The 15,367-nt window shown below is 42.9% G+C and carries 12 protein-coding genes; 5 read left to right on the forward strand and 7 right to left on the reverse strand.

What is annotated here, in order from left to right:
- Positions 1-37: 37 nt before the first annotated feature.
- Positions 38-541 (reverse strand): DinB family protein, encoded by a 504-nt coding sequence (locus M1D52_RS01725; protein WP_013664248.1) that lies wholly within the window; start codon positions 539-541, stop codon positions 38-40.
- 58 nt (positions 542-599) lie between these two features.
- On the opposite strand from M1D52_RS01725, the gene M1D52_RS01730 reads away from it, so the two are divergent.
- The 3 genes from M1D52_RS01730 to M1D52_RS01740 all read left to right on the forward strand — a co-directional run bounded on the left by M1D52_RS01730 (position 600) and on the right by M1D52_RS01740 (position 3,168).
- On the forward strand, positions 600-1,142 hold the full coding sequence (locus tag M1D52_RS01730) for a GNAT family N-acetyltransferase (RefSeq protein ID WP_437365917.1): 543 nt from the start codon (positions 600-602) through the stop codon (positions 1,140-1,142).
- Positions 1,143-1,341: 199 nt separating this feature from the next.
- A complete protein-coding gene (locus tag M1D52_RS01735; protein WP_437365915.1) occupies positions 1,342-2,313 on the forward strand; it encodes an aldo/keto reductase in 972 nt (323 codons plus the stop codon).
- Between the two features lie 42 nt (positions 2,314-2,355).
- Positions 2,356-3,168, forward strand: a complete 813-nt coding sequence (locus M1D52_RS01740; RefSeq protein ID WP_130854879.1) for a helix-turn-helix domain-containing protein — start codon at positions 2,356-2,358, stop codon at positions 3,166-3,168.
- Between the two features lie 28 nt (positions 3,169-3,196).
- Here the strand turns inward: M1D52_RS01740 and M1D52_RS01745 are convergent, their stop codons facing one another.
- From M1D52_RS01745 to M1D52_RS01770, 6 genes are all read right to left on the reverse strand, one after another.
- The gene (locus M1D52_RS01745; RefSeq protein WP_013664244.1) at positions 3,197-4,315 is read right to left on the reverse strand and encodes a glycoside hydrolase family 88/105 protein; all 1,119 of its coding nucleotides are present in this window, start codon (positions 4,313-4,315) and stop codon (positions 3,197-3,199) included.
- 67 nt (positions 4,316-4,382) lie between these two features.
- Entirely contained in the window at positions 4,383-5,840 is a 1,458-nt protein-coding gene (locus M1D52_RS01750; RefSeq protein WP_437362564.1) for a sulfatase family protein, read from the reverse strand.
- 59 nt (positions 5,841-5,899) lie between these two features.
- Positions 5,900-7,822, reverse strand: coding sequence for a RagB/SusD family nutrient uptake outer membrane protein (locus M1D52_RS01755; protein ID WP_437362563.1), 1,923 nt, complete (start codon positions 7,820-7,822; stop codon positions 5,900-5,902).
- A 10-nt stretch (positions 7,823-7,832) separates the two neighbouring features.
- Positions 7,833-11,372, reverse strand: coding sequence for a SusC/RagA family TonB-linked outer membrane protein (locus M1D52_RS01760; protein WP_242627123.1), 3,540 nt, complete (start codon positions 11,370-11,372; stop codon positions 7,833-7,835).
- Positions 11,373-11,639: 267 nt separating this feature from the next.
- The gene (locus M1D52_RS01765) at positions 11,640-12,851 is read right to left on the reverse strand and encodes a FecR family protein (RefSeq protein WP_437393940.1); all 1,212 of its coding nucleotides are present in this window, start codon (positions 12,849-12,851) and stop codon (positions 11,640-11,642) included.
- A 154-nt stretch (positions 12,852-13,005) separates the two neighbouring features.
- Positions 13,006-13,578 carry an RNA polymerase sigma factor gene (locus M1D52_RS01770; protein ID WP_013664239.1) on the reverse strand — a complete coding sequence of 191 codons (573 nt, stop codon included), beginning with the start codon at positions 13,576-13,578 and terminating at the stop codon, positions 13,006-13,008.
- A 256-nt stretch (positions 13,579-13,834) separates the two neighbouring features.
- On the opposite strand from M1D52_RS01770, the gene M1D52_RS01775 reads away from it, so the two are divergent.
- Entirely contained in the window at positions 13,835-14,602 is a 768-nt protein-coding gene (locus M1D52_RS01775) for an SDR family NAD(P)-dependent oxidoreductase (protein WP_437362557.1), read from the forward strand.
- A 161-nt stretch (positions 14,603-14,763) separates the two neighbouring features.
- Positions 14,764-15,354, forward strand: coding sequence for a Crp/Fnr family transcriptional regulator (locus M1D52_RS01780; protein ID WP_377611942.1), 591 nt, complete (start codon positions 14,764-14,766; stop codon positions 15,352-15,354).
- The last annotated feature ends 13 nt before the right edge of the window (positions 15,355-15,367 follow it).

Raw genomic sequence — 15,367 nt, forward strand, 5'->3', positions numbered from 1 at the left:
TACCTTATGTTGTTGCATCTGCTTGACAGGGGCTTTATTAGCGCCCTGTCATTTCTTCGTAGGTTGGTCCGTAAAGGCCTGGCACCTTATTGCCGGTGGCACGAAGATAAACAATCAATTCGCCACGGTGATGATAAATATGATTAAAAAGAAAACTTCGCGCTACAATACCTCGCGGCATCGGTCCAAGTACCGTACGTTCGCCCACTTTCATGGTCCACGGGTCTTGCAAGTTTTCTTCCTTTATCGACTTCAATGCCGCCCGTGCCCTTTCCACATTTTCTTCAAAAAGTTCAATAGTTGCTTTGATATCAACCGCCTCTCCGCGTTCAAGGTGATCTGCCGCTAAGTCGTACACATCTTGTGTAAGTGTACCCACATACCAGTAATATATGGTAGCGATATGTTGCGCGAGCTCGCCCATTGTCCATGAAATGGTAGAAGGTTTGTAATTAATATCTCTTTCCGGTACAGCTTGTAATAGTTTTCTAGTACTGTTTACTTCGTATTCAAATTCAGCAATTAGGGATTCTAGTATCATAATCGGTTGTTTTCACAAACTTAACTAAATTGCATTTTTTTTACAAGTCTTATTCTGGATGACAAGGCACTTTAAAGTTAGAGAGGCGCGTGAAGGAGACGTCGCTCAATTGGCAGAGGGTTTTTACGCATTTGAGGTTCGGTCCGTTTTTATTGAACCCTTTGACGGATCTGATCTCATAGAAAGTACGCTTGCTGTTCCGTACGAAAAAATATATGATTTTGATGCAACCTCTTTAAAAGAGCATATCGGTAATGCCGAGGCTGCCTTATTTGTTGTTGATGATCTCGATTTTAGACCAAGAGGCTACATTGCTGTTTCCCGCTTTTGGAATGGCTATGCTTCCATCGATGATCTCGCGGTTGATCAGGGTCTGCGTCGTTTAGGCGCGGCAAAATTGTTAATGAATGCCGCGGCTAATTGGGCACAACAAGAAGGGTTGGCAGGACTACGTTTGGAGACGCAAAATAATAATGTTGCCGCTTGTAAATTCTACAAGCAGTACGGGTTTATCCTCGGGGGCTATGATCAGTACCTGTATAGCGGTATCCAAACAGAAAAGGCAGAAACTGCACTCTTTTGGTATCTCCGTTTTCTATGAGGGCTAAGCCATTAACGCCATAAAAGACAGAATCCTAATTCGGTTCACAACAAGAGAGATTGTTTACCCCCTTAAAACTGGTTGAACACCGTATCAGCTCGATACTTGAGCCGTCCAGACAAGTAAATTGAGCCGTAAGAGAAAGCAATCTCGGCGCAAAAAAACGGACCTTTATACCGTTAATCATAAAATAGCAGCAATGGCAACAATAACAAAGATAACCTTAGGTAAAAATGGACCACTTGTGTCCAAGCTCGGACTAGGATGTATGCGCATGTCGCCCGTTTGGGGAGGACAGGTGAACGATGAAAAGGAAAGCATCGCTACCATTCAAATGGCCTTAGACAGTGGTATTAATTTTTTGAACACAGGCGACTTTTATGGTAGTGGTCACAACGAATTATTAGTAGGTAAAGCCATTAAGAATAGACGCGATGAGGCTTTCATAAGCGTCAAGTTTGGTGCGATCTTTTATGGAGGCCAATGGATTGGGCTCGACTTACGCCCCATAGCCATCAAAAATTTCATAAATTATTCTTTAGTTAGGTTGGGAATAGATACCATCGATCTTTATCAACCCTGTAGAATGGATAACAGTGTTCCGGTAGAAGATATTATAGGAACTATTGCAGACCTGATTAAAGAAGGAAAGGTACGTCACCTCGGTGTCTCAGAAATAACGGCCGAACAACTACGAAAAGCGAATAGTGTTTACCCGGTGTCGGCATTGGAAATAGGTTATTCATTGGCTGACCGTCAAATCGAGCATGATCTGCTTCCCACTGCTAAAGAGCTAGGTATAGGTGTAGTAGCCTTTGCCAATACGGCCGAAGGTTTACTCACCGGTGAAATGAAAGCGCCGCTTCCGGCCGATAGCTACCAAAATCACTTCGCGCGTTTTCAAGGAGAGAATCTGATTAGGAATCTGGAAAAAGTGGAATTTTTAAAGCAAATGGCGAAAGAAAAAGAATGCACGCCAACGCAGCTAGCCATTGCTTGGGTAAATAAGCAAGGTGATCATGTAATGCCATTGGTAAGCATGAGCAGGAGATCCCGGCTACCGGAGAATATGCAAGCGATGGAAATAAACTTCACGGCAGAGGAGATGAACGCCCTCAATACACATTTTTCACCCAATGCAATACTCGGTGGTACTTATTTACAGCGCTAATCGGACTACGCATAAATTCTGTCTGTTTTATATCTTTACATCATGACGAGTCCAACCGAAATAGTCCCTGGAGTAATTTTTTTTTCCTATCTTTCAAGTAAGAGGAAGGAAAAAGGAGCATTCTTGGGGCACAACATCTTGGTGTTGCTAGTTTCAGGCTATTTTACGTTGGAAACTGCGGATCAAAAAATTTCAATGAGTCGCGGCCAGATGTTATTAATGCGAAAAAATCAGCTGGGAGAGATTACTAAAACGCCCTTGGAGAATGAGGACTATCAGACGATTGTTATAAGCCTGCAAGAAGATTTGTTACGGCAGATTGCGCTTGAAGAGCAAATTGAGATAGGACAAAAATATGCCGGACCTTCCAATATTCTCATCCCTGAAAACGATTTTTTAGCGGCCTTTTTTCAATCCATTATTCCCTATATTCGTCATCCTGAGGAAAAAATAATCAATACGTTAGGCTTGTTAAAAGTAAAAGAGGTCGTATATCTGTTGCTTAATACCATGCCTCAGCTCAAAGAATTTTTGTTCGATTTTTCTGAGCCCTATAAGATCGATTTGGAAAAATTTATGTTGAATAATTTTCATTATAACATTCCTATTGAAAAATTTGCCGGGCTTACAGGAAGAAGCCTGGCTAGTTTCAAGCGTGATTTCCATAAGATATTCGGCATGGCACCTCGCCATTGGCTGCAAGAAAGAAGACTGGCCGAAGCCCGACATCTTATAGAAAGAAAGAACAAGAAGCCCTCTGCCATCTACCTTGATCTCGGATTTGAAAGTCTTTCACATTTTTCACACGCTTTTAAGAAGAAATTCGGCAAAGCACCCACTGAGTGGGTGCTCTAAAAGTTTTCGAGCTTAGTAGAGAGTTCGACTATTTTGTGCCTTTTTCCAGTAGCGCAGCTGCACACCAAAGGTAAGGTGCTTGCCCATGAAGATCTCCTGCATTTCGCGGACGGTCGTGATAATACTGTTTGTCATTCTTTTTGCCGGTACCGATGCAAACCTCGGTTACATTATTACGCTGGTCAATGTAAGGAACCATCGCCAGCCACGCTTTGCGTGCAGCTGGAGCGTAGGATGCCGCATCCAACCACCCTTCCTTCACACCAACAATAAAAGCGTAAGCGAACATCCCTGTTCCTGAGGTTTCCGGCCAGAAATCAGGTTCATCAATAAGCTGGTTCCACATACCACTTTCCCCCTGATAATTTTTCAAACTCTTCATCATTGTCAAATAACCTTCCATAATACGTGATCGATCTGGATGGTCTAAAGGTAATAACCTTAACAGATTTGGCATTCCTACTGCCATCCATCCGGCGCCTCTCGCCCAATAATAGGGGACGTCAGGAGCGTGGTAGAAAAGGCCATTGGGACGCTGTAACTCATTTAAGTAAAGTACCATTTCCTTTGCCGCTCGATCCAGGTATTTACGATCACCCGTCACTTTATATGCTTCACTTTGTACAACCGTAATCATATACATATCGTCAATCCAAAGACGTGTCTGCCAGGAGTACCCCTTATCTGCCCAGGCTTTTTCCTCTGCTTTAGCATTTGTTGGCACATTCCATTGCGAATCAGCATAGGCCAGTCCTAAAGTTTTATAGCGCTCTTCTTTTGTTATCTGATAAAGCTTGAGTGCGAGACTTCCAAACATATTATAATCCACATGGTTCATGGGAGGCAATAATACTCTTTCTGTTGTAAAAAAAGGTTCAAATTTTTCCTGCAGGAGTTTAATAAGCTTTTGGTCATTAGTTTTTACAGCATAGTCCAAAGCGCCATTCCAGGTGCATACCTCTGCATAATGGATAAACCGCCCGGCATATAGCTCATGCCTCCCATCTATAAAATGATAAGCCAATCGTTTACCAACTTCCGTCGGCGTTGATCCTTTCGGAAAGTTGGTCAACACATTTTGCGCCAATAAGATTTGAAACGAACATACTGTTAGTAATAACAAAAATGGTTTTTTTAAATACTTCATTGAATGGTTTTTTAATTATGAGAAAATTTAAGTTTTTTTGAAAGCATGATTAAAAATAATCGTTTTGCTATCTGAGATCCTTTTCAAGTATAGGACCGGATCGGTTTATGGTATCGGCTTCGTTCCGTTCACCTGGCTTCTCTCTTTTCTTCCACGCTCCTGGAAGTCGTTTTCCTTCCACATCGTCCCGATCCGGTGTAGGGTTTTGAGGCTTCGAATCACCGGTCTCTACGATCCATTCATCAAGAACCTTTCGCAGATAAGCTAGTATCTTCTGATTACTGCCCACCTCCGCCACATTGGTAAACTGAAAGGTATCTCCGGATAGGTTATAGAGTTCTTCCGGCTTTCGCGGCTTTAGGAAAACATCTTCCTGTGCTGCGTTGGTCAAGCCTCTCCCATAAGCTTCCCAAAGTTCTTTGCCTGCCGGGAACATCTTCGTTGATTCACCGGCAAGGTTCTGCCTTTGAGGAAAGCCATTTCGGATATATACCCAATCCTTATAGCGAACCATGCGTTCGTAACCTTGAAACACGTGCCAGTTATGTTCAGCAAAAACAAAATCACGTATCATCTGTTCGCGGCCTTGTAGCACCCCGAAAAAGCTTTTTCCCTGCATTCGCTTATCTGTTGTAGCGATTCCTGCTATGTCCAGCATGGTAGGGGCGATATCAATGGCGCTAAATAAGGAGCTATTCTCTGCGATATTTATGCCAGGGCCGATCATAATAAAAGGGCTTTTTATACCGCTATCATATAATCTCACTTTGTTGCGCGGAAAAGGGCTCCCGTTATCACTCATAAAAATGATATAGGTATTTTCAAGAATGCCTTGATGTTTAAGTTCTTCCACCACCTTTCCAACATAGTAGTCGAGACGGGAAATCTCATGGTAATAGGCCGCCAAATCTTTGCGCGTTTCAGGGCCGTCGTATAACATGGGCGGCACCTTTAACTTTTCCGGATCGTGTGTTATACCCCGTTCATCGAACTGCCAGTCGCGGTGCGCATCGTGCGAAGCAAACCACATAAAAAAGGGTTTGTTCTCGGGTCGGTTTTGAAGGATAGACACCCAGTCTTCCTCCGCACCGGGGCCCTTACCTGACGAAATCATATCAAATGCTTTTTTTACAGCGGGGCCCATATGGTTTTTGCCCGAAAGTGCTGTATAATATCCTGCTTTTCTGAGTATCTCCGGAAACATGATTTGCCTTGCCGGGAGCGGATCATGTAGTTCCGGCGCCCCCGTGTTATGTGGGTACCGGCCGGTAATGATGCTGCTTCTACTGGGGCTACAACTGCTGGTTGTAAGATACATGTTCTTAAATACTAACCCGGCAGAACCTAAGGCGTCAATATTAGGCGTTCTTACATCCTTGTTGCCATAGCAGCCAATATCGCCCCAACCAATATCATCGGCAATGATGAGGACGATATTAGGCTGACTGGCAGTCTCACGCTGGGCAAATAATAATTGAAAAGAAAATATTGCCAACATGAAAAGAAATCGTTTCTTGCACATCATATTTTTGATTTTTATTGATTTATTAATCCATTACATAATTCAATAGACCTATGTAATGCTTAATTCGTAGTATCTTCATCAGCTACGGCATCCTGCCAGTTAGTCCACATTTCAACTCCTGCGTCATAGCCGCTGTAACCGGGATTTTGATGTAATTTGGCATACAGGTTAGAATTAATTGCATCCTGAGGAATGGGCCAATAAATATTATGAGGCGCTATGGTATAGCTTCTATTCCTAACAGTTACCTTGTTTTTATTATAATAATCGTTGTAATGTTGAATACGCTGGTACCAATAATTGTTGTCTGATAAGTTATTTAGTTGATACGTATTACCCCATTCATCTGCTTTATTGCTCAATGCCAAACTATAGGATATGCGGCTTAATTCCATGTGTCTCCATTCTTCCATATATAGTTCACGAGCGCGCTCATTAACGATATCACCAATGGTAACGCTTGCATAGAACTGGCTACACTGTGCTCTTTTTCTTACGGTATTGACATCTGCTGTCGCCATTCCAATATTTCCTTTATAAAATTGTGCCTCTGCCCTTAGTAGATAGGTTTCTGCCAAACGGTAGCAGTACCAGTCGGCAGCTCCACCATCATTTCTGTTCGAAGTAGGCGTTGCTAGGAATACAGGGTCATCGATGTATATCTTATAGTGAGGCCAATTAAACCAGCTGCGGATTGTATCGGTGCATAAGAGCGTGGTGCCTTCGTACAGGCGCAAGTTTTGTCCATAATAGGCATCTGTAGGATCATTATATTTAAGCATCTCCATGCGGGCCCAGTTGCCGACGGTGCTGTTGTGCCGCAAATCAGTCGTATCTTCAATTCCGTTAACAGACCAAAGACCGTATTGAGCAAAATGAGTAGGTCTTATCAATCCGATCCCTCTGCCTACCGAACCATTAATGTCATATTCAGCTCTATATTTAGAATCGGTTTTGGCGGCAGCCAACAGAACCTTTCCACTGGGTGATTTCAATGCCGCCTGGTTCCACATAGGACCCCAGTTGCGCATCGATTTATACCGAATGGTAGCATCTGTGCCCTCGCGATTAGGCATTACCAGGATCGCTTCTTTATTTGCTACGATAGCTTTATTTATAGGGCGATGCAAGTCCCATACCACATTGCGGGTAACAGGCCATGCAATAGGAGAGGGATTATCAAATGTACCAAAGTTTTCCGTCATCAATGCATATCCGGAACGATCAATCAGTATATTGGCCTGTTCAATTGCCTTATCCCACTGGCCCGTGGCTAGGTAGCATTTGATTAAAAGCTGACGGCAAGCGGCCTTATTGATCATGCCAACATAGGCCATTTGCGATTGTTCCGGCACCCATTCCACCGCTTTCTCCATATCCGCGGTAATCATTTCCAAAATAGCTGCGCGACTGGAAGTTTTATAGTTTTGTTTGGGTGCTGTTAATATTTTCGTCACCAGTGGTACATCTCCAAATTGGAAACAAAGTGCCAAATACCGAAAAGACCGATGAAAGTAGGCTCTACCTAGGTATTCGCGCTTGGTAGCCTCATCCAAATCCGGCACATTATCAATGAAACTCGTGATTGTATTGGCATATTTGATACCCATATAGGTCTGATCCCAGAAAAAAGAAATCGTGTTTATTTGATTGTCGTGCATTCCGTCCGTCGGCGTAAGGCGCGTTGCCACATCAGCAAAAATGTTACCGTCGTCTGTTTTACCGGAAACCGCTACGTCCGACAGCATATATTCGGTACTAATCGGGACAGATACATCCCTTGTTTCCAAATGGCTCCAATAGGTACGCAAATGCCTGTCTGCCATCGCAACGGTCGCGTCTAAACCAGAACGTGTTGAAAAGGTAAGTTCAGGTTCGTAAAACGAAAGTGGATCTGGCTTTAAATAATCCTTTGTGCAGCTGGCCAATAAAGTAACTGATAATATACTGATAACCGATATATAATAAGTCTTCGTTTTCATAATTATGTTTTTAAAAAGTTAGGTTTACCCCCAAAGTGAATATTCTTGGTGCCAAGCTACCTATACCATTGTCATTAACGGTTTCAACATCCCAATACCGCCAATTCTTATCTTTGTACCATACGGCCGCATTCCGAACCGAACCAAAAACTCTTATATTTTCGATGTGGTAGCGCGAAATTAATTTACTAGGTAATGCATAGCCCAAACTTATATTGTCCAACCTGATGAAAGATCGGTCGAATACTCTTTGGGGAGCGTTAAGACCCGCAGGTCCTTTCGATTCTAAACGCGCCCAAAAATCACTTGGGTTTTCCGGTGTCCAATAAGGTTTCTCATAAGTATTTGCCAAGCCCTGGCTAATCGTTGAGGTTCCGTTATCCTGATTCAGATAAGCCCCGTTCGTGCTCTTATGCCCCCAGTATGAATAGATATTAAAAGAAAAGTTAAAATTTTTATAAGTGAAATTGTTCCGTAGCGACCACATAATAGGCGCCTGCGTTTGCCCCAAAAACTCTTTATCATTATCGTTGTAGACAGGACGCATGCTCCCGTCTGCATTCTGGATATCATCGGCGGTATAATTATTGGCTACTTTAGGATCGCCGGGACGTTGTCCGTACCGGGCGGCTTCGTCTATTTCATCAACCTGCCAAATTCCGGTTACTTTATAATTCCAGATAGCGCTGATAGGCTGGCCAATAAACCATCCATTTCCAATGTCGTCTACTTCTTTGTTGGCCACCACATTACCATTCGCATCCAGCACATCCTGATATTGGTAATACAGGTGCTTAATGGTGTTTTTATATTTTGAAAAACCAAAAGAAGTGCTCCAACTAAAGTCCTTTTTCATGATGTTCTGTGTATTGATGGCTATTTCGAATCCATTGTTTTGCACTTCACCCAAATTGGTAGTAATGCTGGTAAAACCCGAAAAATTCGGTAAAGACTGGTTCATGATCATGTCGGTAGTGGACATTTGAAAATAATCCAAGGTCGTTGCTATACGATTATCCAGAAAGCCGAAGTCCAAACCGATATTGAACGAAGCGGTTTTCTCCCACTGCAGATCCTTGTTGGCTAAGCGGTCTATCCGTAAGTACTGATACTGTATATAGTCGCCATTTGCGTTGATATAGCCCTGCGTGCCCACACCATTGGCTAAGTTGGCCAATGCAATATAAGGGTTTGCAAGCGAACGATTGCCATTTTGTCCGTAAGACAGGCGCAGTTTCCCATTACTCATGGCATTCCAATTAAAGAAATTTTCTTTGGTAAACGTCCAGGCTAATCCGGCAGACAAAAAAGTAGCCCGTGGATTGGAGGTACCAAATGCCGAGTAGCCATCCCTGCGTACCGAACCCGTAAACATATACTTATCGTCATACGAATAGAAAAGGCGGGCCAACATACCGTCTGCCGTTTGCCGACTGTCTTCGGTATCAAATTCACTTCGCAACCTGTCTCCACCACTCGTTTCATGAAAGCCCAACGCATCGGTAGGTGTTATATTCCGGGCCCTGATAACATCCCACCAGTATCGCCGCTCTTCCGCTTCCTGCACCAGGGTTATATTTACTCGGTGCTTTTCGGCAAAGGTTTGCTCCCAGTTAATCGTGTTATTGATCGACCAGTCAAAGCGTTTACTGTTTTCGCGATCTACCCCCGCATTATTAGAAAGCGGGTTCCAATCCGGGTGTGTTGATGAAGCAAAATAGCGTTTGTAGAACCACTGATACCTGGGCGAACCATTAAATGAATAGGTAATGTTAAAAGGCAGTTTTATTTTAGCTGTGAAAATGGAATTTAACACGGTATAGCCACTTTCCAGATCTTGGAATTGTCTGTCAAAATCATAATTATAGCCTCTAATAAGCCCCGTAAGACCGGAGCCCTGCGGGTGTACTTCGAGGTTCCCGTTCTCATCTCGATAAGACCCAAAAGGGCTATTTAACGTGATAGCTCTACCCCAATCCGTGGCGATGTTTCCATCCGTACGATCCTGAAAATTTATATTCGCACCAATATTTAACCAGTCTGTCACCTTACCATCTACTTTGAGGTTCGACCGTACAGCCCGGTAATTGTCGCCTACGATAACACCCTGATTAGACAAATATCCGGCGGACATATAATAATTTATCTTATCGCTGGCACCGGAAATACTCACATTATGATCTTGATTAAAACCGTTACGGAAACTATGATCGTACCAATCGAAGGTCTTTCCGGCAAGATAATTCGTTAATACATTATGATCGAGACCGATCCGTCTGGCAAATATTTCTTCATTGGAAGCATCGGCTCCGTTAACGGAATAAGCTCGCCAATCGGCCTCCGTTATTCCATATTTAGCCAGCATTTCGGGGGTCAGTTTTTCATAATAACCAGGCTTACCTTTAGCAGGTAGAGCGTCGGTACTACCGGACATATAAGGCTCGTAATTACCTGTAGTCGGATTGATGTCATACGTACCGGCGATGTACCAGTCTTGCCTGTATTGTAAATACCCCTCGGGGCCCCAAACCGGTCGGTTGGCACCCATCGTTGAAAGTCCTAGGTTTGAGGTAAAATTAATTTTGGGCTTTCCCTGCTTTCCTTTTTTTGTGGTAATGATTAGTACCCCGTTAGCAGACTGCGCACCATAGACAGCCGCTGCCGAGGCATCTTTCAATACATCGATCTGTTCAATATCGTCCGGATTAATTTCGGATAGCTCGCCATAGAAAATCACCCCATCCAAAATCAACAAAGGAGAGTTATGATTCGCTTCCGTATATACTGAACGCTGGCCACGTATGTTGATACTACCACCGTTTTTTGCTGATGCATCCAGTCCAATCGTTAAACCGGGTGTACCCCTTAAAATATCTTGAACGGTACGCGGATTTTCATCGGCAATTTCATCCGGTTTCAGCTGTGTAATCGCCCCGGTTAGGTCACTCTTTCTGGCAGTACCGTATCCCACCACCACTACTTCATCGAGGTCACTCAATGTTTCCTTCAAGGTAACATTTATCGTTGTGTTGCTATTAAATGGCACTTCTACCGGGGCATAACCCATTAGGCTGAAAACGAAGATACCGTTGGCTAGGGAAGTTTTGATTTCAAAAACACCATTTTCATTGGTTTTTGTACCTGCGGTTGTGCCTTTAATGCTCACGGTTGCCCCCGGTAATGGGGTGTTGTGTTCATCGGTCACCCGTCCGGAAAAACTCCGTAGCTGTAAGGGGCTTATCTGTGTTGCAGTCACCTGAGGTTTTTTCCTGATGGTAATAATCCCATCTTCCAATGACCAGGCAAACCCATTTTCATCTAATATAACACGCATCGCGTCAACAAAATCCACCTGATTCAATTGAGCGGTAATGCGTCGATCCGCTATATTATCTCCACGAAACAAAAATGAATACCCATGTTGTTTTTGAATTTCCAGTAATACCTCGCGAAGCGTTTTATTACGGGCATTTAGCGTAACAGTTTGTGCCTTGGTTTCGGCCATAACTTGTATGGTAAAGGCGACCGTTAAGAGAAGCGCTAATTTCATAGTAAGTAATAATCGGTATCTATAGGGGCAATAAAATACCCTTATACGTGATGTAAAAATCATATATTTGTTTAGTTTGGCTTTTAAAAATTGGTTTTTCGGCAGCTTCAGGAAGAATGTGCCGAATATCAAAATCCAGACAGAATGAGCGGGTGATGTCGTTACCATCATCCGCTTTTTTGCGGATATGTTTGATCAGTTTGGTTTTATGTTTCTATCATGGTTACTCCTCTTTTTTGGGTTTTCTATCTAATGAATTGGTTAATTTTATCGTTGTTCTCCGAAAACAATCAGTTGTTTTCTTTGCCCTTTTTGGACGACCTTAAATTTCAATTCGCTCTTTTCAAGCGCTTTTAAAACAGCACTTAATGATTTGTTGCGGTCGATATAAGCAAATAGGTTGGCCTCTGGTCGTGTTCCTTCATAAATTACATCCAAGTCGTACCATCGTGCCAACTGCGTAATGGCTACGGCTGTGGGCGTTCTATTAAAATAGAAAAAGCCATCCTTCCAAGCAGTATACGCTGCAATATCTACCTTGGATTTTGTGATTCGCCCGTTACCCAGCCTTCCTTGTTCACCGGGTATCAATATTACCGTTTTATCCAGGGAAGCAGTGCCTTCGGATTTTGCGGACCAAGACAAGCGTATCTTACCATCCACCAAGGTGGTCTTGGTTTCATTTTCATCTGGATAGGCAGTGATATTAAATTCTGTACCTAAAACTTCAATCTCTTGGTTTTTGCTAAGCACCTTGAAGGGTCTTTGACGGTCATTTTTGATGTCAAAATAAGCCTCACCACTGATCTCCACAATACGTTCTTTGCCAATAAAATTACTTGGATACTTAATAGTGGAAGCAGCATTGAGCCAGACTTTAGAACCGTCGGGTAAGGTCATCCGATAGGTTCCGCCTCTTGGTGTAGAAAGTTCCAGTGTGGAAATCGTTTGCACTGTTCTACCTACGTCGGGTAGCACTGCGAGCGATGAACCATCTTCATAGGTGATTTGGCCATTTTCAATAATAATTCCCGATTGCCCGGTGCTCAAATCTATTTTCCGACCGTCTGTTAAGGTAAGAAATGCATTATTGCCGCCGGTTGATATATCTTCAGCTGCGATTTCGTGCACTTGGTGTACCTCTTGATTATAGGTATACCAGATGCCAGCAAATGAGATAATCAATATGGCCGCTGCATAGGGAAGTATGCGCCTTATTCGCTGACGGAAATGCGGGTTCCTGATGGACGCCTCCTGCTGCGCAATGGCAGCTTCCAAACGAGCATCGTCTGCTACCGATCGCCTTGGAATCGCATACCAATCCCGAACATGAGTTTCGAGGCTTTCCTCGTCAATCACTTTGTTTAAGAGTTCCCAATTGGCAGGATCTGCAGCAGCCCAAGCCATGAGCTCAGCATGCTCAGCCTCCGTGAGAATGCCTTTTAAGTGCTTGTAAAGTAATTGACTGATCCGTTCCATTTTTTTCTGTCTATTTGTTGGTTAGGGGTACAGATAATATAGATACGGATGCAGAGGATAAACCTTACCAAAAAAAATTCATTTTTTTATTAGGTCGTTGATAATGCATAGGGAAGATGCGATCATCCAAACCAAATAATAACGTTGATGATGATTATGGTAGCTTGGCGAGCCACAAGAGAAATAAAAGATTTCCCTTCAATAATTTGCGGAGGGTACTTACTGCCTTTGATTTCTGGGTGAATATCGATGACTCCGTCATGCCTGTTTCGCTTACAATTTCATCGGTAGTCTTGCCTTCAAGGAAACTCTTTCGGAAGACGTTTTGCTGACTAGGAGGTAGTTTATCCACCGCTTCCTCAATTTGTTGCAATAGTTCAGCGTATAAGATACGATTATAAACTTCGGGAGCTTGTATTGCGAGGTCATCTATATTTTCCGGTAAGTACTGCATAGGGCGCGTGCGGCTGCTGCGCAAATTATCAATACAAGCATTGCGTGTAGCGATGTAGAGAAAAGCTTTAATTTGCTGCTCCGTACGAATCTGCTGGCGGTTATTCCACAGCTTGAGCATGCTATCGCTTGCAATCTCTTCCGCCAATGCGTGGTTATGCACATACGAAAAGGCAAAATGCTGTAGCGGACGCGAGTAATAACGGTAAACTCCGTCAAACGTTTTCCGTTCTCCAGCATTAAACGCATTGATATCCACTACAAAAGAGGGCATAGGTCAAATTGATTCTGATAGCTAAATCTCAAATGTCGAAAAAAAAAGTGAAACCGAAAAATTTGACAAAAGCAGCTCCTCTTAGTTCTAAATCGATTTATTAATTCCGCCGTACTCGGCTTACGCAGAAATATTCTAGTCGATTTAACACTTGTCTATTTAGGGTCTAAGTGACATTTATCACGTAAATTTTGTGTCAAATGTCCTTGTCATGACTTGTAAAAGTATCTGACCTTTGATTCATAAAAAGTAAAATATGAAATTAAAGGATAAAGTAACTGTAGTTACCGGAGGTAACAGCGGTATAGGTTTCGGAATTGCAGAGGCGTTGAAAAACGAAGGTGCTGTGGGCGTTATCACCGGGAGGAACCGAGAAACGCTCGACCAATCTGTTAAACACTTAGGGAACAGTTTTATCGGACTCCAAGGTGATGTGACGAAGTTGGATGATTTGGAACGTATATTTAAGATTACATTCGATCATTTCGGCAAAATTGAGGTGCTTGTCGTCAATGCAGGGGGCGTTGCTGACGGTGCCAAAATGGGTGCTATTACCGAAGTTGAAGAAAAGGATTACGACCATTATATGGATCTGAACTTAAAAAGTCTCTACTTTACCGTTCAAAGAGCACTTCCTTTTATGAAAGATGGCGCTTCAATCGTGCTTATCGGCTCAAGTGCTGCACACCGTGCGGCCCCTGGAATGGCGATATACAGCGCCGCTAAAGCAGCTGTTATATCCTTAGCCAAAGGGATATCGTTGGACTTAATAGCGAGAAAAATTAGAGTAAACGTACTTTCTCCGGGAACAATCGATACCCCCGTATTTAGTAAACTGGTATCGCAGGAAGAGGTTGATCATGTTAAACGACTTTGGGTAAATCTTATACCTGCCGGGAGGATTGGTCAGCCCTCGGATATCGGAAAAGCTGCGGTATTTCTAGCATCTGATGATTCATCCTTCATCCTTGGTTCTGAGATTTTGGCGGATGGAGGCATGACAAATATCAGCTTGATGAAATAACCAACCAACAAACGTGCGCATATAATCTCTCCGGATTTTAATATGCGTACGTTTGTGTCAATATATGTATATAATGTAAAAAGAATAAGGCATTTCATAAGATCGATCAGGCCTTGATTTTTTTATCTGATTTTAAATAGCTTTGTAAAAAGCTGTTAAAAATGTTAGAATCTTTAGCTGCCTATCTGGCTGAAAGGGGTGACCTAAATAATGAAGAAATAAAGCGAGTTGAGGGCGTTGTGGTCCCGAAAAAACTTCGCAAGCGTCAATACTTATTACAAGAGGGAGATATCAGCTTTTATAATTCCTTTATTGCCAAGGGATGTCTAAGGCTTTATCAAGTAGGGAGGGACGGTTCCGAGCATATTTTAAGATTCGCGATCGAAAACTGGTGGATCAGCGATTATGAAAGCTATAATTCAGGCCTTCCTTCCAAGTATAATATTGAAGCGCTTGAGGACAGTCTATTGTTAATGATTCACAGAGATAAGTTTGAAGAGCTCGTCGAAACAATCCCTGCTTTTAAAAAACTGAGAGAAACACTTGATGCCAAAAATTTTGAAGTAAACCAAAAAAGAATCCTTAGCAATATTAGCGAAACTGCTGAAGAAAAATACGATAACTTCATCCAATCTTGCCCGCAGATTTATAGTCGAGTCCCTTTGCACATGATCGCGTCTTTTCTGGGCGTTTCGCGAGAAACACTTAGCCGCGTGCGGCAGCAATATGCCAAAAACTCCACCAATAAATAATTAGATGATAGCC

The organism is Olivibacter sp. SA151 (assembly GCF_054130995.1).

Excerpts from the sequence above, each read along its gene's own strand:
- M1D52_RS01725 (WP_013664248.1), bottom strand. The coding sequence starts at position 541 with ATGATACTAGAATCCCTAATTGCTGAATTTGAATACGAAGTAAACAGT.
- M1D52_RS01730 (WP_437365917.1), top strand. The coding sequence starts at position 600 with ATGACAAGGCACTTTAAAGTTAGAGAGGCGCGTGAAGGAGACGTCGCT.
- M1D52_RS01735 (WP_437365915.1), top strand. The coding sequence starts at position 1,342 with ATGGCAACAATAACAAAGATAACCTTAGGTAAAAATGGACCACTTGTG.
- M1D52_RS01740 (WP_130854879.1), top strand. The coding sequence starts at position 2,356 with ATGACGAGTCCAACCGAAATAGTCCCTGGAGTAATTTTTTTTTCCTAT.
- M1D52_RS01745 (WP_013664244.1), bottom strand. The coding sequence starts at position 4,315 with ATGAAGTATTTAAAAAAACCATTTTTGTTATTACTAACAGTATGTTCG.
- M1D52_RS01750 (WP_437362564.1), bottom strand. The coding sequence starts at position 5,840 with ATGATGTGCAAGAAACGATTTCTTTTCATGTTGGCAATATTTTCTTTT.
- M1D52_RS01755 (WP_437362563.1), bottom strand. The coding sequence starts at position 7,822 with ATGAAAACGAAGACTTATTATATATCGGTTATCAGTATATTATCAGTT.
- M1D52_RS01760 (WP_242627123.1), bottom strand. The coding sequence starts at position 11,372 with ATGAAATTAGCGCTTCTCTTAACGGTCGCCTTTACCATACAAGTTATG.
- M1D52_RS01765 (WP_437393940.1), bottom strand. The coding sequence starts at position 12,851 with ATGGAACGGATCAGTCAATTACTTTACAAGCACTTAAAAGGCATTCTC.
- M1D52_RS01770 (WP_013664239.1), bottom strand. The coding sequence starts at position 13,578 with ATGCCCTCTTTTGTAGTGGATATCAATGCGTTTAATGCTGGAGAACGG.
- M1D52_RS01775 (WP_437362557.1), top strand. The coding sequence starts at position 13,835 with ATGAAATTAAAGGATAAAGTAACTGTAGTTACCGGAGGTAACAGCGGT.
- M1D52_RS01780 (WP_377611942.1), top strand. The coding sequence starts at position 14,764 with ATGTTAGAATCTTTAGCTGCCTATCTGGCTGAAAGGGGTGACCTAAAT.